Below are 21,241 nucleotides of genomic sequence, written 5' to 3'. Positions count from 1 at the left end.
CTCGGGGGCCGGTTCACGACTGGCGGAAACCGATGGTGGGTACCGCACGGCGCAGCGGCCAGGGGCGGGGCGCGGAGGGCAGCAGGCCGTCCAGGAACGCGTACCGGCGCAGCGCGCTGCCCTGCCCTGCGACCAGGCTCTGGTCGTCGAAGGTCCGCACGTGCTGCCACCAGGCGGCGATCTCCACCCAGCCCGGCGCGGACAGCGATCCGCCGAACTCCTGCACCGACAGGGCGGCGGTCAGGCCGGCGAAGGCGAGCCGGTCGGCGAGCGGCCAGCCGGCCAGGCTGCCGGTGATGAACCCGGCCACGAAGACGTCCCCGGCGCCGGTCGGGTCCAGCGCCTCCACCGCGATCGCGGGCACCTCGGCGCTCTCGCCGGTACGGCCGTCCACGGCGTACGCGCCTTCGGCGCCCAGCGTCACGACCGCCACCGGCACCTTCTCGGTCAGCGCGCGGGCCGCGGCGCGCGGGCAGTCGGTGCGGGTGTAGCGCATCGCCTCGACGGCGTTGGGAAGGAACGCCTCGCAGTGCTCCAGGTCGGCGAGGTCGGCCGGGTCCCAACGGCCGGTGTCGTCCCAGCCCACGTCGGCGAAGATCCGGCTGCCCCGGCGCGCGGCGTGCGCGATCCACTCCTCACGGCTGCCGGGCACCAGCGAGGCCACGCAGGCGCGCGCCGGCGGCGGGCACTCCGGGGCGGGCTCCCCGTCAAACGCCCCCTCCGCCGCCCCCGCCCGCGTCGGCGGCGCTTCGTGCCCGTGCGAGACCATCGTGCGCTCGCCCTCGTACGCCATGGAGACGGTGACCGGCGAGTGCCAGCCCGGCACCGTGCGCGACAGCGACAGGTCGATGCCCTCGCCACGGTCGAGGGCGTCCCGGCAGTAGTCGCCGTACATGTCGTCGCCGAAGGCGGCGGCGAGTGAGGTGCGCAGCCCGAGCCGGGCGAGCGCGGTGGCCATGTTGGCCACGCCACCGGGGCTTGAGCCCATGCCGCGGGCCCAGGACTCGGTACCGCGCACGGGAGCCGAGTCGAGGCCGGTGAAGACGATGTCGAGGAAGACGGGGCCGGTCAGGTAGACGTCGCAGGCCGGGTCGTCGGGGCGGCGGACGGCGGCGAGCGGATCGAGCACCGGGCGCACTCCGCCCTCGCCGGGAACCGGCGCGCCGAGCGGGCTCCTCCCTTCCCGACGCCCGGGCCCGGCACCTGGCCTGGCCCCGGTTCCCGGCCCGGGGCCGGTCCCTGGTCCGTCCCCCGGGGGCCCCGGGTGTGCGCCGGCGGACGTTTCCCCGTGCGCGGTTCCCGGCCGCCCGGCGCACGCCCCGGGGCTCGACTCGGCGTGCGCCTCACCGGTCCGCGCGCGGAGGGCCGCGCCCGGCCCGCCGGCCTCCTCGGGCCGCTCCGGCGGCTCGTGGTGGGCCCGGTCGTCGCCGTTCGCCCGGGTGGCGCCGTCTCCGTCTCGCCGTGTCACGGTGTCGCTCCCTTGCCGTACCTCGCTGTACTGCCCCCGCACGACCCAGCCCCGGGTGCCCTGCCGTACCGCGGGCGCGCCGGACGGTGCGGGTGGGGCCAGTGTGCCCGATCGCCGCGTACGCGCCCGGCCGGCGGGGCGGCTCCGGGACGGGCCCCGGGTCGCCGTGGCGCCGTGCGAAAGGGGCCGCGCGGAGGCGCTGAGCGCGGGTGTCCACGCTGCTCCCCCGTCGTCTCGTCCCTCGCCCACCGCCGCGAAGGAGTAGACCCTGCGTGAGGCAGCGGTGACGCCCGAGGGGGACCGGATGCGCTGGGTCGAGCTGCCCGGACGGCAGCCGGCGCGCGTCTACGCCCACGGCCTGGGCGCCTTCTCGCCGGCCTACCTCACGGCGAGCGCGGCGCATCCGCCGCTGGCCGGCCACCGTTCGCTCGACCAGAGCCGGGCGCGAAGGGTGCGCTTCCCGAGCAACTCCCTTGCGCCGACCCCGTGCTGCGCCCATCGGAGCGGGTCGCCGACCGGCTGAGCACTCCGGTCTTCAGTGGCGGCGGAGCAAACGGATGAACGCCGACTATTCGGCGTTTCTCATACTCATACCGCGCCAATCCTGCTAAGGGGGTCAACTTCGGAACAAGGAGCACCAACATGCGCGTTCGCGCGAAAGTTCTGCGCTGTCTGTCCACCGTCGCCGTCACGGCCGCCGCGGCGACCGCCCTGCCGGCCAGCGTCCAGGCGGCCGAGAGTTCGGCCATGCTGCCCCGTGAGGGCACGATCAGAACGTTCGCCAGCAAGTGTCTCGACGTCCACCGCGGCAGCCAGGCGAACGGCGCGCCGATCATCCAGTACACCTGCGGTGCCGGCAAGGCGAACCAGCGCTTCGACTTCATCCCGGTCGGCGGCGGCCTGCACAAGATCCACCCCACCCACACCAGCGGCAAGTGCCTCGACGTCGCCAACAGGAGCACGCGCGACGAGGCCCCGATCATCCAGTACTCCTGCAAGCCCGGAGGCAGCGACGCCAACCAGCGGTTCCGCATCGTCGCCGACGGCGGCGACCGGGTCCTCATCAAGACCTTCGCCGGCAAGTGCTTCGACGTGAAGGGCGCCAGCACCGCGAACGGCGCACCGATCATCCAGTACCGGTGCAAGGCGCCGGGCGCCAACGCGAACCAGAGGTTCCGCATCATCGCCTGACCGGCACCCCGCACAGCGGCAGTGGCGCGCGTTCGGGGCCCGCGCCACCGCCGCTCACGCTCGCGGGCCGACCCGCGAGCGACCCCGCGTCACTGGCCGCCCGTGCCGGCCCGAGACGGCACGGCCACCCGCATCAGGTCGCTGGCCACCACGAGTTCGCCGGCGAAGCCCGCCGCCCGGGCCTGCCGCTCGAACTCGGCCGGGTCGCCGTAGCGCTGCGAGAAGTGTGTGAGCACCAACTGCCGCACCCCCGCCTCCGCCGCGACGCGCGCCGCCTGACCAGCCGTCAGGTGACCGTGCTCGCGGGCCAGCGCCTCGTCCTCGTCCAGGAACGTCGACTCGATGACGAGTTGGTCGCACCCCTCGGCGAGGGCGTACACGCCGTCGCACAGCCGGGTGTCCATCACGAAGGCGAAGCGCTGCCCCCGGCGGACCTCGCTGACCTCCTCCAAGGCGACCGTGCGCCCGGCGACGCGCACCTCGCCCTCCCGCTGCAACCTGCCGACGAGCGGCCCGGCCAGGCCGTGGGCGGCGAGTCGGTCGGGCAGCATGCGGCGGCCGTCCGGCTCCACCAGGCGGTAGCCGTAGGACTCGACCGGGTGCGAGAGCCGCGTCGCCGTGAGCGTGTACGCGGAGGTGGTGGCGAGCGTCGCGCCCGGCCCGCGCACCGGCTCCTGGGCTATGTCGACCGTCTCGCGATAGGCCGTCGCGTACCGCAGCCGCTCGAAGAACCGCTGGCCGCTGGCCGGATAGTGGGCCGTGATCGGATGCGGCACCCGGTCGAGGTTGATCCGCTGGATGACCCCGGCCAGGCCGAGCGAGTGGTCGCCGTGGAAGTGCGTGACGCAGACGCGGTGCAGGTCGTGGGCCGCGACCCCGGCGCGCAGCATCTGCCGCTGGGTGCCTTCACCGGGGTCGAAGAGGATGCCCTGGCCGTCCCAGCGCAGCACATAGCCGTTGTGGTTGCGGTGCCGGGTCGGCACCTGGCTCGCGGTGCCCAGGACGACCAGTTCACGTACGGACAACTGGCTTACCCGGGAGGCCAGTTCAGGCCGCGACCGCCCAGGACGTGCGCGTGCGCGTGGAAGACGGTCTGGCCGGCGCCGCTGCCCGTGTTGAACACGATGCGGTAGCCGGTGTCGGCGATCCCCTCGTCGACGGCGACGAGGCCGGCCTCGCGCAGGACGTCGGCCGCAGCCTCCGGTTCGGCGGCGGCCAGCGACCCGGCGTCCGGGTGGTGGGACTTGGGGATAACGAGGACGTGCGTGGGAGCCTGCGGGTTTATGTCGCGGAAGGCGAGGGTCGTCGCCGTTTCGCGCACCACGGTCGCCGGCACCTCCTTCGCCACGATCTTGCAGAACAAGCAGTCGGCCTGCGGTTCTCCCGCCATCGCCGCGTCTCCTTAGCACCGTCCGTTGGGGTACGTCGCATGCTAGCGGCCCGGTGGCGCGGGCCCGGTCGCTGCCCCCGCCGCGCGGTACCCCGATGTCGTCGCGCCGGGTCGCCCGCCGGCGTCGCACGGCGGGCGGCGGGCGGCGGGCGGCGGTGGAGCGGGGACCGGCCGGGCCGGCTCCGATCGCGGTCCGGCCGGCCGCGCCTCCGGGAACACGCCCTAGGCGGACCGGCCACTTCCGCACTCGCCGATCAGGTCCGCCTCGAAGACCACGCGGCCAGCCAACTTGCCGGTCAGCGCGCCGCGTACGCAGCGGTCCTTGCGTACGTAGCTGACGGTCCCGCCGATCTCCAGGTCCTGGCTCTTCTCGGTCTTGCCACGGCAGCTCACCTGCGCGCGGCCCGTGTTACGTGCACGTGGCTTGCCACTCGCCTCGTTCTCCTCCCGTTTGATCTGTGCCGTGCAGGTCAGCCACTGCACGTCGATGCCGCCGCGCTCCAGCGCCCGGGTCCCCACCTTGTCCGTGGTGACCGCGACCGTGGATGCCCGCAGTCCGCCCTCGACGTCGTCGCACGCCGCCAGCGTGCCCAGTGCCGCGCCGACCGCGCCCAGTGCGATGACCGTGTGCCGCCATCGCCGTACTCGTGTTGGTGCCCCCATGGAGTGCAGCCTGCCACCCCCTCCCACGTGCTCGAAAGGGCACCATCGGCCACTCGTTTGGGCACCCCGTCACCCGTGTGGGGCACACTTCGCGCGATCACCGGGCCGTACGGGCCGGCATAGGCGAGACATCGGTACGCGCGCGGGCACCCCGCGCGCGCCCCCGTCGGCATGCGCGCGCCCCTCGTCCGGCGTCACGGCCGCCCCACGCCTTACCCCACACCGCGCGGGAACCCGTCGCGTCGCGGGTGGCTCACCCCAGTGGCTAACCCCACCGGCCGGTGCGGCCGAGCAGCAGCGCGAGGGCCGCCGTGCCCGCGGTGGAGGTCCGCAACACGCTGGGCCCGAGCCGGTAGGGCTGGGCACCCACGGCGGCGAAGGCGGTCAACTCCTCCGGGGACACGCCACCCTCGGGCCCGACGACGAGCACGACCTCGCCCCGCGTCGGCAGCTCGGCCGTGGCCAACGGCTGGGAGCCCTCCTCGTGCAGCACGGCGGCGAAGTCGGCCCGCGACAGCAGCTCGGCCACCTGTGGCGTGCTCATTGCCTCGGCGACCTCGGGGAAGCGCAGCCGGCGCGACTGCTTGCCCGCCTCGCGCGCGGTGGCCCGCCACTTGGCGAGCGCCTTGGCGCCCCGCTCGGCGCGCCACTGGGTGATGCAGCGCGCGGCGGCCCACGGCACCACCGCGTCCACGCCGGTCTCGGTCATGGTCTCCACGGCGAGTTCGCCCCGGTCGCCCTTGGGCAGCGCCTGCACGACGGTGATGCGCGGCTGCGGCGCCGGCTCCCCCCGCACCTCGTCCACCTCGACCGTCAGACGGTCCTTGCCCTCCACGGCGGTGACGGTGCCCGAGGCGCCTCGGCCCGCCCCGTCGGTGAGCACGATCTCCTCGCCGACCCGCAGCCTGCGCACCGAGACCGCGTGCCGCCCCTCGGGGCCGGTCAGCGTGAGCGCGGCGCCGACCGCCGCGCCCTCCAGGGTGTCGGCGACGAAGACCGGCGCGCTCACGCCACGCCTCCGGCGCCCGACCGTGGCTGCGGCGCCGCCAGCCCGGCCCGCGCGGCGAGCCCCGCGCGGGCGGCCTCCAGCTCGTCGACGAGGACCTCCACCAGGTGCCCCGCCGGCATCTCCCGGGCCAGCCGGTGCCCCTGGCCCGCCCAGAGCGCCATGCCCTGCGGGTCACCGGCCTTGGCGGCGGCCTTGCGCAACCCGGAGGTGAGGTGGTGCACCTGGGGGTAGGCGACGGGGGCGTACGGGCCGTGCTCGCGCAGGAAGCGGTTGGCCAGGCCGCGAGCGGGGCGGCCGGAGAAGGCGCGGGTGAGTTCGGTGCGGGTGAAGGTGGTGTCGGTCATGGCCCGCTTGTGCAGCTCGTGCGCGCCGGACTCGGGGCAGACCAGGAACGCGGTGCCGAGCTGCGCGGCGCTCGCGCCGGCCGCCAGCACGGCGGCGATCTGCGTGCCGCGCATCAGTCCGCCGGCGGCGATCAGCGGCAGCGGCACCGCGTCGCGCACCAGCTCGATCAGGGCCAGCAGCCCGAGCCCCGCGCCCATGCCCTGGGCGTGCGGGTCGTCGCGGTGCGTGCCCTGGTGGCCGCCGGCCTCGATGCCCTGGACGCAGACGGCGTCGGCCCCGGCCGCGTGCGCGGCCAGCGCCTCCTCCACGGTGGTGACGGTGACCACTGTCACGGTGCCCACCCGGGCCAGCGCCTCGCACACGGCGCGCGTCGGGCAGCCGAAGGTGAAGGAGACCACCGGTACCGGGTCGTCGAGCAGTATGGCGAGTTTGGCCTCGTAGGCGTCGTCGTTGCCCGAGTCGGGGTCGCCGAGCGGCGTCTCGTACCAGGCGGCCTCGCCCGCCAGTTGCTCGGCGTAGACGGCGACGGCCGAAGGGTCGCTGGTCGCGGGCTGCGGCATGAAGAGGTTGACGCCGAAGGGCACGTCGCTCTGCGCCCGCAGGTGCTTGATCTCCTCGTACATCGCCGCCGGCGTCTTGTACCCGGCGGCGAGGAAGCCGAGGCCGCCGGTCGCGCCCACGGCGGCTGCGAGCTGCGGGCGCGAGGCGCCGCCCGCCATGGGGGCCTGCACGATCGGATACCGGGAGAGACCGGTCAACGCGGAGGACATGACCACATCGTGTCACGCCCTCCACAGCACCGGGTAACGCCCCCGAGCGTCCACTCCGTGGACGCCCGCCACGCACTCCCCACCTGCCGGGCACGCGCCGTTCACGCGGTGCGCACGCCGCCCACACGTACGGAAGCGGCACCGTGCCCTCCCGCGCCCCGGCGCACCGCCCGCTCCCGCCCCGGCGCTCACCGCGCCGACGCACCCACGCGAAGGGCGCCGGTCCCGTACGCGACGGAACCGGCGCCCACCGGCGATTCATGGCCCGAGCAGCCGGGCCGGGCCTCAGCGGCCGTTGAACGCGTCCTTGAGCCGCGAGAACAGCCCCTGCTGGCCTGGCTTGAATTCGCCCAACGGGCGCTCCTCGCCCCGCAACTTGGCCAACCTGCGCAGGAGTTCCTCCTGCTCGGGGTCGAGCTTGCTCGGGGTGGTGACCTCCACGTGCACGATGAGCTGGCCCCGGCCGCCGCCGCGCAGGTGCGTCACGCCGCGCCCGTGCAGCGGGACCGACTGGCCGGACTGGGTGCCCGGCCGGATGTCGATCTCCTCCAGGCCGTCCAGCGTCTCCAACGGCACCTTGGTGCCGAGCGCAGCCGCCGTCATCGGGATGGTGACCGTGCAGTGCAGGTCGTCGCCGCGCCGTTGGAAGACCGGGTGCGACGCCTCGTGGATCTCCACGTACAGGTCGCCGGCGGGGCCGCCGCCCGGGCCGACCTCGCCCTCGCCCGCGAGTTGGATGCGGGTGCCGTTGTCCACGCCCGCGGGGATCTTGACCGTGAGCGTGCGGCGCGAGCGCACCCGTCCGTCGCCCGCGCACTCGGGGCACGGCGTGGGCACCACGGTGCCGAAGCCCTGACACTGCGGGCACGGCCGCGAGGTCATGACCTGCCCGAGGAAGGAGCGGGTGACCTGGGAGACCTCGCCGCGACCGCGGCACATGTCACAGGTCTGCGCCGAGGTGCCGGGCGCGGCACCCTCGCCGCTACAGGTCGTGCACACGATCGCCGTGTCGACCTGGATCTCCTTGGTGGTCCCGAACGCCGCCTCGTCCAGCTCGATGTCGAGCCGGATCATGGCGTCCTGGCCACGCCGGGTCCGCGAGCGCGGGCCGCGCTGGGAGGCGGTGCCGAAGAAGGCGTCCATGATGTCGGAGAAGTTGCCGAAGCCGGCACCGAAGCCGCTCTGGCCGCCGCCCGACGCGTTGGACAACGGGTCGCCACCGAGGTCGTAGACCTGCTTCTTCTGCGGGTCCGACAACACCTCGTAGGCGGCGTTGATCTCCTTGAAGCGCTCTTGCGTCTTCGGGTCGGGGTTGACGTCCGGGTGAAGCTCACGCGCGAGCCTGCGGAACGCCTTCTTGATCTCGTCCTGAGAGGCATCGCGCCGCACGCCCAGGACGGCGTAGTAGTCCGTCGCCACTTACGACTCCGCCAGGATCTGTCCGACGTATCGTGCCACTGCGCGTACCGCTCCCATCGTTCCGGGGTAGTCCATGCGGGTCGGTCCGACCACGCCGAGTTTTGCGACTGCCTCGTCGCCCGAACCGTAGCCGACAGCGACCACGGATGTGGAGTTCAGGCCCTCGTGAGCGTTCTCATGACCGATTCGCACGGTCATGCCCGAATCCTTGGCCTCGCCGAGCAGCTTCAGGAGGACGACCTGCTCCTCCAGGGCCTCGAGCACCGGCCGGATGGTGAGCGGGAAGTCGTGGCCGAACCGGGTGAGGTTGGCCGTGCCGCCGATCATCAGCCGCTCTTCGGTCTCCTCGACCAGCGTCTCAAGCAGCGTCGCGAGGACCGTGGAGACCGTACCCCGGTCCTCCTGCTCAAACGATTCCGGCAGGTCCTGCACGAGTTGCGGCACGTCCGCGAACCTGCGCCCGACCACCCGACTGTTCAGGCGCGCCCGCAGGTCCGCCAGGGCCGTCTCGCCCACGGGCGCCGGGCAGTCCACCATCCGCTGCTCGACCCGGCCCGTGTCGGTGATCAGTACGAGCATCACGCGGGCGGGAGCGAGCGCGAGCAACTCGACGTGGCGCACCGTGGAGCGGGTCAGCGACGGGTACTGCACCACCGCGACCTGCCGGGTGAGCTGGGCGAGCAACCGCACCGTGCGCCCCACCACGTCATCGAGGTCCACCGCGCCGTCCAAAAAGTTCTGGATGGCCCGGCGCTCCGCCGGTGAGAGCGGCTTCACACCGGCCAGCCGGTCCACGAACAGGCGGTAGCCCTTGTCGGTGGGGATGCGGCCGGCGCTGGTGTGCGGCTGGGCGATGAAGCCCTCGTCCTCAAGCGCGGCCATGTCGTTACGCACCGTGGCCGGCGAGACGCCGAGCTGGTGCCGCTCGGTCAGCGCCTTGGAGCCCACCGGCTCCTCCGTGCCGACGTAGTCCTGGACGATGGCGCGAAGAACCTCAAGTCTGCGTTCGCTCAGCACCGCGCACACCTCCAGTCAAACCGTCTATCAGGGGACTTTTCCTGGCACTCATCACACCCGAGTGCCAAATCCCCTGAGCCAGTGTACGGCCGGTCGCCACGGTCCGGGCAAGAGTGGCCCCGGTCGCTGACGGGTGGGGGCTGGAAACCGCCACCGCACCGGCCGGGCGGGCCGCCCCGCCGGGGACTAGCGTCTCCCCCATGGACAGCGTGACGGAAGAGCGCGTACGCGAGCGCTGGGAGGTGCTCGCGCCGGATGTCGCCCGGCGCCGGCTGCCCGGCTGGGACGCCACGGTCGGGGCCGTGGCCGGCCCGGAGGGCGTCCTCGTGGTGGACACCGGGGCGACGCTGCGTGAGGGCGCCGAGATCCGCCGGGAGGTGCGCGCCCTGTTCGGCCGCCCGGTCACCCACGTCGCCCTCACCCACCCGCACTTCGACCACGTGCTCGGCACGGCCGCCTTCGCCGGCGTACAGGTATACGGGGCGGCGGGGCTCGCGGACGTGCTGGAGCGGGGGCGGGAGGCGTTGCGCGCGGACGCGGTGCGCCACGGCGCCGACCCCGAGGCGGTCGCCGAGGCCGTCGACCTGCTGGTCTGCCCCCGGCACTCGGTGAGCGGCGAGGTGACCGTCGGGCTCGGCGCCGGACGCCAGGTGCTGCTGGCCAACGTCGGCCCCGGCCACACCGGGCACGACCTGACCGTCCTGGTACCGGGCCGGCCCGAGGTCGTCTTCTGCGGCGACCTGGTCGAGGAGTCCGGCGAACCGCAGGCGGGCCCGGACGCGGTCCCGGCCCGGTGGCCGGCGGCCCTCGACCGGCTGCTGACGCTCGGCGGCGAGGACGCGGTGTACGTGCCGGGGCACGGGGCGGTCGTGGACGCGGCGTACGTCCGCGCGCAGCGCGCGGAGTTGGCCCGCCGCTACGCGACGGCGCCCTGACCGGCGCCCACCGACCCAATTCACGCGCGGGGCACGCGCCGGCGCCCGCGGGCGGGCCTGTGCGGCGAGCGGGCCAGACGGCAAGCGGGCCCGGGCGGGGTGGCGTACGCGGTACGGCGCACGCGGTGGCGGCCCGCGGCACCGCGCACGCCGCGCGCGCCGGGGCGTGATGGGGGGACGCCGGGCGCGGTGGGTGCGCCGGGCGGGAGCCGGGCGGAAGCTATCGTCTGCCGCATGCGCAGCAGACAGTACGGGCCCGACCTGACCCCGCCCTGGAAGAAGCCCACATCCGTGCCCGAGGTGGCGGCCGAGGTGGATCTCGTGGTGGAGGAGGTGGCCACCGGCTTCTGCGGCGCCGTCATCCGCTGCGAGAAGACCGCCGAGGGCCCGACCGTCACCCTGGAAGACCGTTTCGGCAAGCACCGGGTGTTCCCACTGAGCCCGGCCGGCTTCCTGCTGGAGGGCCGCCCGGTCACCCTCGTACGGCCACGGCCCGGCGCCGGCGCGGCGCCGGCGGCCGGGGGTGGCGGGAAGGCGCGCACCGCTTCCGGCTCGATCGCCGTCCCCGGGGCGCGCGCCCGGGTCGCCCGCGCCGGGCGCATCTACGTGGAAGGCCGCCACGACGCCGAGTTGGTCGAGCGGGTGTGGGGCGATGACCTGCGCATCGAGGGCGTGGTCGTGGAGTACCTGGAGGGCGTCGACGACCTGCCCGCCATCGTCCGGGAGTTCGCCCCGGCCCCGGACGCCCGGCTCGGCGTCCTGGTCGACCACCTGGTGCCCGGCTCCAAGGAGTCCCGCATCGCGGCGGAGGTCAGCGCGGACGGCGGCGACGTGCTCGTCGTCGGGCACCCGTACATCGACATCTGGCAGGCCGTGAAGCCCGCCTCGCTGGGCATCCCCGCCTGGCCCGTGATCCCGCGCGGCCAGGACTGGAAGACGGGCGTGTGCCGCGCCCTGGGCTGGCCGGAGAACACGGGCGCGGCCTGGCAGCGGATCCTGGGCTCGGTCCGCTCGTACAAGGACCTGGAGCCGGAACTGTTGGGCCGGGTCGAGGAGTTGATCGACTTCGTCACGGCCCCGGCGTGAGGCGCGGCCGTCGGCTCCCGACGTGTGACGTGCGGGCAACGGCGTACGGCCCCGACGTGCTGGGCTACGGCCCCGCGGGCAGGGTGCCGAACTCCGAGGTGTCCAGCTCGATGTCCAGCACACCGATCGGCACCGGCTCGCCGAACTCGCTGGTGCGCTCGGTTCGGTAGTCGGCCGCCTCGCCCGCGCCGTACGGCTCGGTCAGCAGCACGCAGGTCGCCGCGTACGGGTCGATGACCAGGTACGCGGGGACCTGCCCGGCGGCGTAGATCGAGCGCTTGGTGACGTGGTCCCGGTGATTGCTCGTCTTGGAGACGACCTCCAGGAGGAGGGTGGTCGCCGGCGCTGGTACGAGCCGGGAGCGACCGTCGAAGGCGTCGTGCTCGATGACGACGAGGTCCGGCTGCGGCTCGCTGGCCTCGCCGGGGATGGCGATGTCCTGCCTCTGCATCGGATACCAGCGGTTCTGCGGAATCTGGTTCTGCACCTGCAGAACGATCATGTTGTGGACCCAGTCGGGCCCGCTGGTCATGACGATCTCCCCGCGGATCAGCTCCGCCCTGAGTTCACCGGGAGCCTCCAGCGTCGCGAAGATCTCCCTGATGTCGGTCACCAGACGGGCCTTCGCACCACTCATCCCCGTGGACCTCCCCATGTGCGCCGCGACGTGTGGGGGCAGCGTAGAAACGACCGGGAGCAGGGCGTCGGGCTCCCGCACGCATTCACCCGTTCGAGCGGCCAGCCCGCCGGCCACTCCGTCCGTCAGCAAGCCGGTCAGTCAGCCGCTCAGTCAGTCAACAAGGTCCCGCACCACCGCGTCGGCCAGCAGTCGGCCGCGCAGGGTCAGTACGGCGCGGCCCCGCTCGTACGGGTCCGGCTGTAGCAGGCCGTCGGACAGGGCGCGCTCCGCAGCGCGTGCGCCGGCGGGGGCGAGGATGTCCAGCGGGCAGCCGTCCGCGAGGCGCAGTTCCAGCAGGATGCGCTCCACGCGGCGATCCTCGGCGCTCAGCACCTCGCGGCCCGCGCCCGGCGAGCGCCCCTCGGTGAGCGCCTGCGCGTACGCCCCCGGGTGTTTCACGTTCCACCAGCGCACGCCACCCACGTGGCTGTGCGCCCCGGGGCCCGCGCCCCACCAGTCGGCGCCGCGCCAGTACAGCTCGTTGTGCCGGCAGCGGCCGGCCTCGGTGGTGGCCCAGTTCGACACCTCGTACCAGGCGAACCCCGCGGCCGTGAGCGTCTCCTCGGCGATCAGGTAGCGGTCGGCGTGCACGTCGTCGTCGGTCATCGGGACCTCGCCGCGTCGGATGCGGCGCGCGAGCTGGGTGCCCTCCTCGACGATCAGCGCGTACGCCGAGACGTGGTCGGGGCCGGCGCCGAGCGCGGCGTCGAGGGAGGCCCGCCAGTCCGCGTCGCTCTCCCCCGGCGTCCCGTAGATCAGGTCGAGGTTGACGTGCTCGAACCCCGCGGCGCGGGCCAGCTCCACACAGCGCTCGGGGCGGCCCGGGGTGTGGGTGCGGTCGAGCACCTTCAGCACGTGCTGGCGCGCGCTCTGCATGCCGAGCGAGACGCGGTTGAAGCCGCCCTCGCGCAGCGTGGCCAGGTAGCGCTCGTCCACGGACTCCGGATTGGCCTCGGTGGTGATCTCCGCCCCGGGGGCCAGGCCGAACTCGTCGCGGATCGCCGCCAGCATCCGCACCAGGTCCGCGGCGTCCAGCAGGGTCGGCGTGCCGCCGCCGACGAAGACGGTCTCGACGGGGCGCGGATCGTCCCCAAGCACCTTGCGTGCCAGCCGCACCTCGTCGGCGACCATCGCGGCGTAGTTGTCCCGGGAGGCGAGCGCGCCGCCGGAACCGCGCAGCTCGCTGGCGGTGTAGGTGTTGAAGTCGCAGTATCCGCAGCGGGTCGCGCAGTACGGAACGTGCAGGTAGAACCCGAGCGGTCGCGCCCCGGCCCCGTCCAGGGCGTGCCGCGGCAGCGCCCCGTCGTCGGGCATGGGCTCACCGTCGGGCAGTGCAGAAGGCATGTACCCATTCTCCGGCATCGCCCGGGCGACCGGGCCCGCCACCGCTGCGGTGGCGGGCGCGGCGCGGTGGAGCGGGACGGCGCAGGTCACAGGGTAGGGCGGGCGCGCGGGCCGGGGCGCGCGCCGGCGGGCGGCCCCGGCTCGGGTCGTGAGCGGCGGCGGGCGGGGTCAGGGCGCCGCCTTGAGCACGAGCATCGCCAGGTCGTCGTTGGGCGGCGCCGCCCCGAACGCGTGCACGGCCGTGCGGACGCGCTGGGCCACCTCCTGCGCGCTGAGCCCGGCGCACATCGCCAGCGCCCGCGCCAGGCCGTCGTCGTCATCGAACTGCGCGTGGTCCGACCTGCGCTCGGTGACACCGTCCGTCACGCACAGCAGCGTCTCGCCCGGCAGCAGGTCGAAGGTCTCACTCTCGTACCGCACGCCGTCCAGCACCCCCAGCAGGAGCTGCGGCGCCGCCCGCGCCACCACCCCGCCGTCGGCCCGCAGAAGCAGTGGCAGCGGATGCCCGGCGCTGGCCAGCGTGCACCGCACGCCGCGCCGCGCGCCTCGCGCGCCCTCCCCCGCCGGACCGCTCCGGCCCTCGCCCCGGGGCTCCCCGTACGCCATCGGGCCGTCGCCCGGCACGGACTCGCCAGGCGACACCGTCTCGCCGTGCGGCGCCAGCCCGCCTCGGGGCGCCGGCTCGCCGTGCGGCACCGACCCGTCGGGCCCGTCGTACGGCGCCGGCCCGTCGAGCCCGTCGTACGGCACCAGTTCGCCGTAGAGCAGGGACAGGAACCGGGACTCCCCCGGCCCCTCGGCCGCGACGGCGGAGGCCGCCGCCTCGACGGCCTTCTCGCCCAGGGTGCGGTTGAGCCGGTCCAGGACCTCGGTGACGCCGTAGCCCTCGCGGGCGAGCAGGCGCAGCACCGGGCGGGCCAGGCCGGTGACGACGGCCGCCTCCGGGCCGTTGCCGCACACGTCGCCGAGCGCGAAGCACCAGCGTCCGTCACCGGCCGGGAAGACGTCGTAGAAGTCGCCGCCCGCGCAGGTGCCCCCGGCCGGCTCGTAGACCACCGCCGTGTCCATGCCGGGGATCGCGGCCAGCCCGCTGGGCAGCAGTCCGCGCTGGAGTACCTCGCTGATCTGCGCCTGTCGGGTGTACTGGCGCGCGGCCACGACCGCGAGCGCGACCCGGCGCGCGAGGTCCTCGAAGAGCCGCGCCACCTCGTCCGGAAGCTGGCGCAGCCCGCTCCGGCCGATCAGCAGCGTGCCCACCGACCGGCCGCCGGTGACCAGTCCGCAGGCGAGCGCCGCGCCGCCGGGTCCCGCCGCGGCAGGATCGCCGGGCCACGGCCAGGGCACCGCGCGGCCCCTGGCGGTGGTCGGCAGGGTCGGCGGGCGCTCCCCCACCTGGCGTCGCAACTCGGCCATCTCACTCTCGCTGGCGTGCCAGACCCAGGGGGCGGCGGGTCCGGCGTCCGCGGTCTCCAGCCACACCGCGCACCAGTCGGCCAGCCGCGGCACCAGAAGCTGGCCCGCCAGCAGGGCCACCTTGTCCGCGTCGAACTGGCCGGCCAGCAGGTCGGACGCCTCGGCCAGGAAGGAGAGGCCGCCGTGGCTGAGCAGTTCCGGCGCGCCACGGTCCTGCGCGGTCTCGCGGAGCGCGGGGGCCAGCACGTTCGCGGTCCGCAGGTCGGCGCCGGGAGTCCGGTCGCCGGGGTCCTGGTCGCCGGGGTCTCGGTCGCTGGAACCCGCCTCGCGCGCCGGCGTAGCGCCCCCTTCGGCGTACGCGCTCCCCGGGGTGGGTGTCGGGCCCTCGGCGGGCGCGGGCCCCACCGGTAGCCGGAACCACACCGTCTTGCTGGCCCGGCGGTAGATCGTGCCCCAGGAGTCGGCGATGGTGCCGACCAGCCGTAGACCGCTGCCGGGTCGATCGCCGCCGCCCACCACGGCTCGCGCGCCCCCGCGCGCGACCGTCCCCGCGGCGACCCCGACCGCGCCGGCGCGCGGCAACCCGTCGACCGTGCCGACGGCCTCGGGCGCCGCCTCGTACAACGCTGACTGGCCACGGACGGCGCGGGCCGGGTGGTGGTCGGTCACCTCCGCGTAGAGCGTGGCCCCGGGCTCGGGCGCCTCGGCCGGCTCCAGTGCGCAGCGCACGACCACGCCGGTGCCGGCGTGCACCACGGCGTTGGTGACCAGTTCACTCACCAACAGCACGGCGTCGTCTCGGAGTTGACCCGTGATCAGCTCGCCCTGCGGCATCCCGTGCGCGGCCCAGTCAGCCAGCGCGTCCCGCACGAACCGCCGCGCCGCGGCCGGCGCCAGCACGTCACCGGGCAGGGCCGTGCGGCAGATGCGCCCGGGGGCCGGGACAGTGGCGGAAGCGCTGCCGGGCGGAGCGCCGGGGACCAATGCGTCAGGTCTCGGGACCGCCGTACCGTCCCCCTCGTACGCTCCTACGGCCTCGGCGCCGCGGGCGCCCCACTGCGCGTTCACACCCGTACCCATGCACTCCCCCGGGGGTTCTCGTGCACGCCACCCGTCCCCCGTCGGGCCCGGCCCACGACGTGGGGACGCGAGGCGTCCGCGCGGGCCGGAAGGACGTGCGTCACGTGGTGTTCGCCCACCACGTGGCTCAATGTCCTGATACCGACAGCGTGGCAGAACGCTCGCGTTCATATGCGCCGAGTTACGGAAATGGGCTGCCATGAGCTGCGATATGACGCGTACGACCACAACTGCGCCCCACTCGGCCCCCGTTTCCCCAACGGGTGGTGAACGGGACCGGGGCTCGAAGTGACACTAGCCCGCCTCGGGCACCACCGGGTACGGTTCGCGCCGGCGCGCCGACTACGCCGGCGACTTGGCCGGAACGCGATCACCCCACACGCGGCCCCACGGCCAGCCGATCCGATCAGGCTTCCGATCGGGCGTCCGGGCCGGTGGGCGCGGGGGGGGGCGCCGCCCCGCCCGCGCCCGCCGACAGGGCTGACCGCGCCCCGCCCTGCCAGGTGGGGCGAAACGGGGACGGGCGGCCGGGACAGTGCCCCGGCCGCCCGTAGAGCAACCCACCCGCAGGGCAGCCCGCCCGTAAGGCGGCCCGTCCGCGCGGCCGCCCGGCCGCTCACGCGCGCCGGCGGAACGCGCCGGCGCCTGTTATGCCTCGCGCGCGCCGGCGTACATCTCCTCGATGAGTGCCTTGTACTCGCGCTCGACGACCGGGCGCTTGAGCTTGAGGCTCGGCGTGAGTTCGCCGTGCTCGATGTCCAGGTCGCGGGGGAGCAGCCGGAACTTCTTGATCGTCTGCCAGCGCTGGAGGCCCTCGTTGAGCTGCCGTACGTAGCCGTCGATCAGCTCCTGCGTCTCCCGCGCCGCGGTGACCTCGGCGTAGTCCTTGCCGGCCAGCCCGTTCTCCTTGGCCCAGTCCATGATCGACGGCTCGTCCAGCGCGATCAGCGCCGTGCAGTAGTTGCGGTCCGCGCCGTGCACCAGGATGTTGGAGACGTACGGGCACACGGCCTTGAACTGGCCCTCGACCTCGGCCGGCGCGATGTACTTCCCGCCCGACGTCTTGATCAGGTCCTTCTTGCGGTCGGTGATGCGCAGGTAGCCGTCCGGGGACAGTTCGCCGATGTCGCCGGTGTGGAACCAGCCGTCCGGCTCCAGCACCTCGGCGGTGCGCTCCGGCAGCCCGTGGTAGCCCGCCATGATGCCCGGGCCGCGCAGCAGGATCTCGCCGTCGTCGGCGATACGCACCTCAAGGCCGGGCAGCGCCTTGCCGACGGTGCCGGTGCGGTAGTCGCGCGGGTTGACGAAGCTGGCGGCGCTGGACTCGGTGAGCCCGTACCCCTCCAGGATGTTGATCCCGGCGCCCGCGAAGAAGTAGCCGATGTCGGGGGCGAGCGCGGCCGAGCCCGAGACACAGGCCCGCAGCCGCCCGCCGAAGGCCGCGCGCAGCTTGGCGTAGACGAGCTTGTCGGCGATGCCGTGCTTGGTGCGCAGGCCGAGCGGGACGCTGGCGGTGCCGGTGGCTCGGAAGTTGTCCTGGGAGACCCTGGCGTACTCGCGCGCGACCTCGGCGGCCCACTTGAAGATCTTGTACTTGGCCGCACCGCCCTCCCGGGCCTTGGCCGCGACGCCGTTGTAGACCTTCTCGAAGATGCGCGGCACGGCGGCCATGTACGTCGGCCTGACCACCGGCAGGTTCTCGATGATCTTGTCGACGCGACCGTCGACCGCGGTGGTGTGCCCGACCGCGAGCTGCCCGGCGACCAGCACCTTGCCGAAGACGTGCGCCAGCGGCAGCCACAGGTAGCCGATGTCCTCCTCTTCGAGGAGTTCGATGGCCTCGATGGCGCGGCCCATGTAGGCCCAGGCGTCGTGCGGCAGGCGTACGCCCTTGGGGCGCCCGGTGGTGCCGGAGGTGTAGATGAGCGTGGCGAGCTGGTCGGACCGCAGGCCCCGCACCCGGTCCCGCACGCTGTCCGGGTGCTTGGCCAGGTACTTCGCGCCCCGACGCTCCAACTCGGCGAGCGAGAGCACCCAGCCCTCCGGGTCGCCGTCGGCCGGCACCGCGTCGGCCTCCTCGATCACCACCACGCGCTCCAGCGCGGGCAGGTCGGCGCGGCTCGCGCGGGCCTTGCGCAACTGTTCGGCGTCCTCGGCGATGAGCACCCGGCTACCGGAGTCGGAGAGGATGAACGCCGTCTCCCCGTCGTTGGTGGACGGGTAGATCGTGGTGGTGGCGGCGCCGGCGCAGAGGACGGCCAGGTCCGCGAGGATCCACTCGACCCGGGTGCTGCTCGCCAGGGCGACCCGCTCCTCGGAACCCAGCCCCAGGTCGATGAGGCCGGCCGCGATGGCGTAGACGCGGTCGGCCGTCTCGGCCCAGCTCATCGACCCCCAGTCCGACGGCCCCTCGCCCGACGCGGGCGGGATCGGATAGCGGTACGCCTCCCTCTCGGGTGTCGCCGCGACGCGCTCCACGAAGAGCGTGGCCATCGATGGCGGCCGGTTGTCGAGCAAGGCTTGGGTGTCGGTCACGGCTTCCTCCCGGGCCCGCCTCAGCGTTAGTGACTCATGAGTAACCTTCGAGCAGTGATCAGAGTAGATGGCCGCGCCCCGGTGCGTAAGGGGCTGCAACCTCCTTGTTAAAACAGTGACCGGCGCCTTTGCGCGCGCGGACAGGCGAGGGGCCCGCAGCGCGCGGCTGCGGGCCCCGATGCCCCCACGACCGGACGGGACCGGCCCGCATGGCGGGGGCGGGCCCAGGTGGGGCGGTGTCGCTACTTCTTCGCCTTGGCGTCCCCGCCGTCGGAGTCCGAGGACAGCACCGCGATGAACGCCTCCTGCGGCACCTCCACGCTGCCGACCATCTTCATGCGCTTCTTGCCCTCCTTCTGCTTCTCAAGGAGCTTGCGCTTACGGGAGATGTCGCCGCCGTAACACTTCGCGAGCACGTCCTTACGGATCGCGCGCACCGTCTCACGGGCGATGACGCGGCTGCCGATCGCGGCCTGGATGGGCACCTCGAAGTTCTGCCGCGGGATCAGCTCGCGCAGCTTGGCCACCAGGCGCACGCCGTAGGAGTACGCCTTGTCCTTGTGCGTGATCGCGGAGAAGGCGTCCACCTTGTCGCCGTGCAGCAGGATGTCCACCTTGACCAGCGAGGCGGTCTGCTCGCCGGTGGGCTCGTAGTCGAGCGAGGCGTACCCACGCGTCTTGGACTTGAGCTGGTCGAAGAAGTCGAAGACGATCTCGGCCAGCGGCAGCGTGTAGCGCAGTTCGACGCGGTCCTCGGAGAGGTAGTCCATGCCGAGCAGCGTGCCGCGGCGGGCCTGGCACAGCTCCATGATCGCCCCGATGAACTCGCTGGGCGCCAGCACCGTGGCCCGCACCACCGGCTCGTACACCTCGGCGATCTTGCCGGTGGGGAACTCGCTCGGGTTGGTGACCGTGTGCTCCGCGCCGTCCTCCATGATCACGCGGTAGACCACGTTGGGGGCGGTGGCGATCAGGTCGAGGCCGAACTCGCGCTCCAGCCGCTCCCGGATCACGTCCAGGTGCAGCAGGCCGAGGAAGCCGACGCGGAAGCCGAAGCCGAGCGCGGCCGACGTCTCCGGCTCGTAGACCAGCGCGGCGTCGTTGAGCTGCAACTTGTCGAGCGCGTCCCGCAGCTCCGGGTAGTCCGAGCCGTCCAGCGGATACAGGCCCGAGAACACCATCGGCTTGGGGTCCTTGTAGCCGCCGAGCGGCTCCGTGGCGCCCTTGCTGAACGCCGTGATCGTGTCACCGACCTTGGACTGGCGGACGTCCTTCACGCCGGTGATCAGGTAACCCACCTCGCCGACGCCGAGCCCGTCGGACGCCGTCATCTCGGGCGAGGAGACGCCGATCTCCAGGAGTTCGTGCGCGGCGCCCGTGGACATCATCCGGATGCGCTCGCGCTTGTTGAGCTGGCCGTCGATCACACGGACGTAGGTGACGACGCCGCGGTACGAGTCGTAGACCGAGTCGAAGATCATCGCGCGGGCCGGGGCGTCGGCGTCGCCCACCGGCGCGGGCACCGTGTCCACCACGCGGTTCAGCAGCTCGGCCACGCCCTCGCCGGTCTTCGCCGAGACCTTCAGCACCTCGCTCGGGTCGCAGCCGATGAGGTGTGCCAGTTCGGCGGCGAACTTCTCGGGCTGCGCGGCCGGCAGGTCGATCTTGTTGAGGACCGGGATGATCGTGAGGTCGTTCTCCATCGCCAGGTACAGGTTGGCGAGGGTCTGCGCCTCGATCCCCTGGGCCGCGTCCACGAGCAGGATGCAGCCCTCGCACGCGGCGAGCGAGCGGGAGACCTCGTAGGTGAAGTCCACGTGGCCCGGGGTGTCGATCATGTTCAGGACGTGGGTGGAGCTCTGGAACTCGCCCTCGGTGGGCGCCCAGGGCAACCGGACCGCCTGGGACTTGATCGTGATGCCACGCTCACGCTCGATGTCCATACGGTCCAGGTACTGCGCGCGCATCTGCCGCTGCTCCACCACACCAGTCAGCTGGAGCATCCGGTCGGCGAGCGTGGACTTGCCGTGGTCGATATGCGCGATGATGCAGAAGTTACGGATGAGAGCCGGATCGGTACGGCTCGGCTCCGGCACGTGGGTAGGGATCGCGGGCACGCAGGGGTCCATTCGGTGATTGAACGCAGCTAGCAGCTAGGTGGGACGTGGTGACAGTCCCGCCCATCGTCCCACGAGTGGCAGCCGCCGTCTGGTTTGGGAGGCCACAGCACCTGCTGGTAATCTGGACGACCGTGCCTCGTGACCTCTCTTGTACGCGGCACTCTGGGGAAACGCCCTTCGGGGCCTTTCCCGGAAAACCGAGAAATCCGACGAACCTGCAAAGGCTCTTTCGTGGCGAACATCAAGTCCCAGATCAAGCGGAACAAGACGAACGAGAAGGCGCGCCAGCGCAACAAGGCCGTCAAGTCCTCGCTCCGTACCGCGATCCGCAAGACCCGTGAGGCCGTGGCCAGCGGTGACCTGGAGAAGGCCACCGTCGCCGCCCGCGAGGCGTCCAAGAAGCTCGACAAGGCCGCCAGCAAGGGCGTCATCCACAAGAACGCCGCCGCCAACAAGAAGTCGGCGCTGGCCGCCCAGGTTTCCGCCCTGAGCGCCTGATCCACCGCCTCACCAGCGGTTACGGCCAACTTCGGCCAACCGCGAACCGTGGCTGACGCCCGCGAGGCGATCACCTCGCTCGCATTCCACGCGTCACCCGACGGTGCCTGACCGAGCTTCGTTCTCCACGTCGATACGGACTCCGCGGACCCTCTCTCCCGCGCCGTACGGCAGTCGTCCCGCCAGCCCCGGAGCGCACGCTCCGCAGGCCGGTCACCACGACATCGCACGACACGCGGCCTGCGTTCGCCACGCGGGTGTCGTGCGCTTAGCTCGCGG

Annotated in this window: 17 protein-coding genes and 1 pseudogene; 5 read left to right on the top strand and 13 right to left on the bottom strand. The window is 73.3% G+C overall.

Features of this window, described 5'->3' with window-relative positions; all coding sequences use genetic code 11:
- Positions 1 to 13: 13 nt before the first annotated feature.
- Positions 14 to 1,138: a PfkB family carbohydrate kinase gene (locus OYE22_RS24090; protein ID WP_277322333.1), complete on the bottom strand. Its 1,125-nt coding sequence runs from the start codon at positions 1,136 to 1,138 to the stop codon at positions 14 to 16.
- Between the two features lie 598 nt (positions 1,139 to 1,736).
- Here OYE22_RS24090 and OYE22_RS24085 point away from each other — a divergent pair.
- Both OYE22_RS24085 and OYE22_RS24080 read left to right on the top strand, forming a co-directional pair.
- Positions 1,737 to 1,898 (top strand): annotated as a pseudogene (locus tag OYE22_RS24085) (alpha/beta hydrolase); the annotation flags it as partial.
- Between the two features lie 212 nt (positions 1,899 to 2,110).
- The gene (locus OYE22_RS24080) at positions 2,111 to 2,659 is read left to right on the top strand and encodes an RICIN domain-containing protein (RefSeq protein WP_277322332.1); all 549 of its coding nucleotides are present in this window, start codon (positions 2,111 to 2,113) and stop codon (positions 2,657 to 2,659) included.
- Positions 2,660 to 2,748: 89 nt separating this feature from the next.
- Here the strand turns inward: OYE22_RS24080 and OYE22_RS24075 are convergent, their stop codons facing one another.
- The 7 genes from OYE22_RS24075 to hrcA form a co-directional block, all read right to left on the bottom strand.
- Positions 2,749 to 3,684, bottom strand: a complete 936-nt coding sequence (locus tag OYE22_RS24075; protein WP_277322331.1) for a ribonuclease Z — start codon at positions 3,682 to 3,684, stop codon at positions 2,749 to 2,751.
- A gap of 5 nt (positions 3,685 to 3,689) precedes the next feature.
- Entirely contained in the window at positions 3,690 to 4,049 is a 360-nt protein-coding gene (locus OYE22_RS24070) for a histidine triad nucleotide-binding protein (protein ID WP_277322330.1), read from the bottom strand.
- A gap of 222 nt (positions 4,050 to 4,271) precedes the next feature.
- Positions 4,272 to 4,712 carry a hypothetical protein gene (locus OYE22_RS24065; RefSeq protein ID WP_277322329.1) on the bottom strand — a complete coding sequence of 147 codons (441 nt, stop codon included), beginning with the start codon at positions 4,710 to 4,712 and terminating at the stop codon, positions 4,272 to 4,274.
- Between the two features lie 265 nt (positions 4,713 to 4,977).
- On the bottom strand, positions 4,978 to 5,721 hold the full coding sequence (locus OYE22_RS24060) for a 16S rRNA (uracil(1498)-N(3))-methyltransferase (protein WP_277322328.1): 744 nt from the start codon (positions 5,719 to 5,721) through the stop codon (positions 4,978 to 4,980).
- The gene (locus OYE22_RS24055) at positions 5,718 to 6,836 is read right to left on the bottom strand and encodes a nitronate monooxygenase (protein WP_277322327.1); all 1,119 of its coding nucleotides are present in this window, start codon (positions 6,834 to 6,836) and stop codon (positions 5,718 to 5,720) included. The genes OYE22_RS24060 and OYE22_RS24055 overlap by 4 nt, the downstream gene beginning before the upstream one ends.
- A gap of 285 nt (positions 6,837 to 7,121) precedes the next feature.
- Positions 7,122 to 8,255 carry a molecular chaperone DnaJ gene (gene dnaJ / locus OYE22_RS24050; RefSeq protein ID WP_277322326.1) on the bottom strand — a complete coding sequence of 378 codons (1,134 nt, stop codon included), beginning with the start codon at positions 8,253 to 8,255 and terminating at the stop codon, positions 7,122 to 7,124.
- The gene (gene hrcA / locus OYE22_RS24045; RefSeq protein WP_187064880.1) at positions 8,256 to 9,272 is read right to left on the bottom strand and encodes a heat-inducible transcriptional repressor HrcA; all 1,017 of its coding nucleotides are present in this window, start codon (positions 9,270 to 9,272) and stop codon (positions 8,256 to 8,258) included.
- Between the two features lie 200 nt (positions 9,273 to 9,472).
- Here hrcA and OYE22_RS24040 point away from each other — a divergent pair, with 200 nt between their 5' ends.
- Positions 9,473 to 10,207, top strand: a complete 735-nt coding sequence (locus tag OYE22_RS24040; RefSeq protein WP_277322325.1) for an MBL fold metallo-hydrolase — start codon at positions 9,473 to 9,475, stop codon at positions 10,205 to 10,207.
- 234 nt (positions 10,208 to 10,441) lie between these two features.
- Positions 10,442 to 11,293 carry a DUF3097 domain-containing protein gene (locus tag OYE22_RS24035; RefSeq protein ID WP_277322324.1) on the top strand — a complete coding sequence of 284 codons (852 nt, stop codon included), beginning with the start codon at positions 10,442 to 10,444 and terminating at the stop codon, positions 11,291 to 11,293.
- A 64-nt stretch (positions 11,294 to 11,357) separates the two neighbouring features.
- Here OYE22_RS24035 and OYE22_RS24030 read toward each other — a convergent pair whose 3' ends face one another.
- The 5 genes from OYE22_RS24030 to lepA all read right to left on the bottom strand — a co-directional run bounded on the left by OYE22_RS24030 (position 11,358) and on the right by lepA (position 20,461).
- The gene (locus OYE22_RS24030; protein WP_277322323.1) at positions 11,358 to 11,930 is read right to left on the bottom strand and encodes a Uma2 family endonuclease; all 573 of its coding nucleotides are present in this window, start codon (positions 11,928 to 11,930) and stop codon (positions 11,358 to 11,360) included.
- A gap of 153 nt (positions 11,931 to 12,083) precedes the next feature.
- A complete protein-coding gene (gene hemW / locus OYE22_RS24025) occupies positions 12,084 to 13,316 on the bottom strand; it encodes a radical SAM family heme chaperone HemW (protein WP_277322322.1) in 1,233 nt (410 codons plus the stop codon).
- A gap of 168 nt (positions 13,317 to 13,484) precedes the next feature.
- Entirely contained in the window at positions 13,485 to 15,809 is a 2,325-nt protein-coding gene (locus OYE22_RS24020; protein ID WP_277322321.1) for a SpoIIE family protein phosphatase, read from the bottom strand.
- A 648-nt stretch (positions 15,810 to 16,457) separates the two neighbouring features.
- Positions 16,458 to 18,344: a long-chain fatty acid--CoA ligase gene (locus OYE22_RS24015; RefSeq protein ID WP_277322320.1), complete on the bottom strand. Its 1,887-nt coding sequence runs from the start codon at positions 18,342 to 18,344 to the stop codon at positions 16,458 to 16,460.
- A gap of 242 nt (positions 18,345 to 18,586) precedes the next feature.
- Entirely contained in the window at positions 18,587 to 20,461 is a 1,875-nt protein-coding gene (gene lepA, locus OYE22_RS24010; RefSeq protein ID WP_277322319.1) for a translation elongation factor 4, read from the bottom strand.
- A 234-nt stretch (positions 20,462 to 20,695) separates the two neighbouring features.
- Between lepA and rpsT the strand changes: the two genes are divergently transcribed.
- Positions 20,696 to 20,962 (top strand): 30S ribosomal protein S20, encoded by a 267-nt coding sequence (gene rpsT / locus OYE22_RS24005; protein ID WP_277322318.1) that lies wholly within the window; start codon positions 20,696 to 20,698, stop codon positions 20,960 to 20,962.
- The last annotated feature ends 279 nt before the right edge of the window (positions 20,963 to 21,241 follow it).

It is taken from the genome of Streptomyces sp. 71268 (genome assembly GCF_029392895.1).
In the GTDB taxonomy this organism is placed as follows: Bacteria; Actinomycetota; Actinomycetes; order Streptomycetales; family Streptomycetaceae; genus Streptomyces.
Note: the sequence above shows the minus strand (reverse complement) of the source record. Positions and strands in the feature narration are given on the sequence as shown.

Coding starts and splice junctions, on each gene's coding strand:
- OYE22_RS24080 (WP_277322332.1), top strand. CDS start 2,111: ATGCGCGTTCGCGCGAAAGTTCTGCGCTGTCTGTCCACCGTCGCCGTC.
- OYE22_RS24070 (WP_277322330.1), bottom strand. CDS start 4,049: ATGGCGGGAGAACCGCAGGCCGACTGCTTGTTCTGCAAGATCGTGGCG.
- OYE22_RS24065 (WP_277322329.1), bottom strand. CDS start 4,712: ATGGGGGCACCAACACGAGTACGGCGATGGCGGCACACGGTCATCGCA.
- OYE22_RS24055 (WP_277322327.1), bottom strand. CDS start 6,836: ATGTCCTCCGCGTTGACCGGTCTCTCCCGGTATCCGATCGTGCAGGCC.
- OYE22_RS24040 (WP_277322325.1), top strand. CDS start 9,473: ATGGACAGCGTGACGGAAGAGCGCGTACGCGAGCGCTGGGAGGTGCTC.
- OYE22_RS24035 (WP_277322324.1), top strand. CDS start 10,442: ATGCGCAGCAGACAGTACGGGCCCGACCTGACCCCGCCCTGGAAGAAG.
- OYE22_RS24030 (WP_277322323.1), bottom strand. CDS start 11,930: ATGAGTGGTGCGAAGGCCCGTCTGGTGACCGACATCAGGGAGATCTTC.
- hemW (WP_277322322.1), bottom strand. CDS start 13,316: ATGCCTTCTGCACTGCCCGACGGTGAGCCCATGCCCGACGACGGGGCG.
- OYE22_RS24020 (WP_277322321.1), bottom strand. CDS start 15,809: ATGGGTACGGGTGTGAACGCGCAGTGGGGCGCCCGCGGCGCCGAGGCC.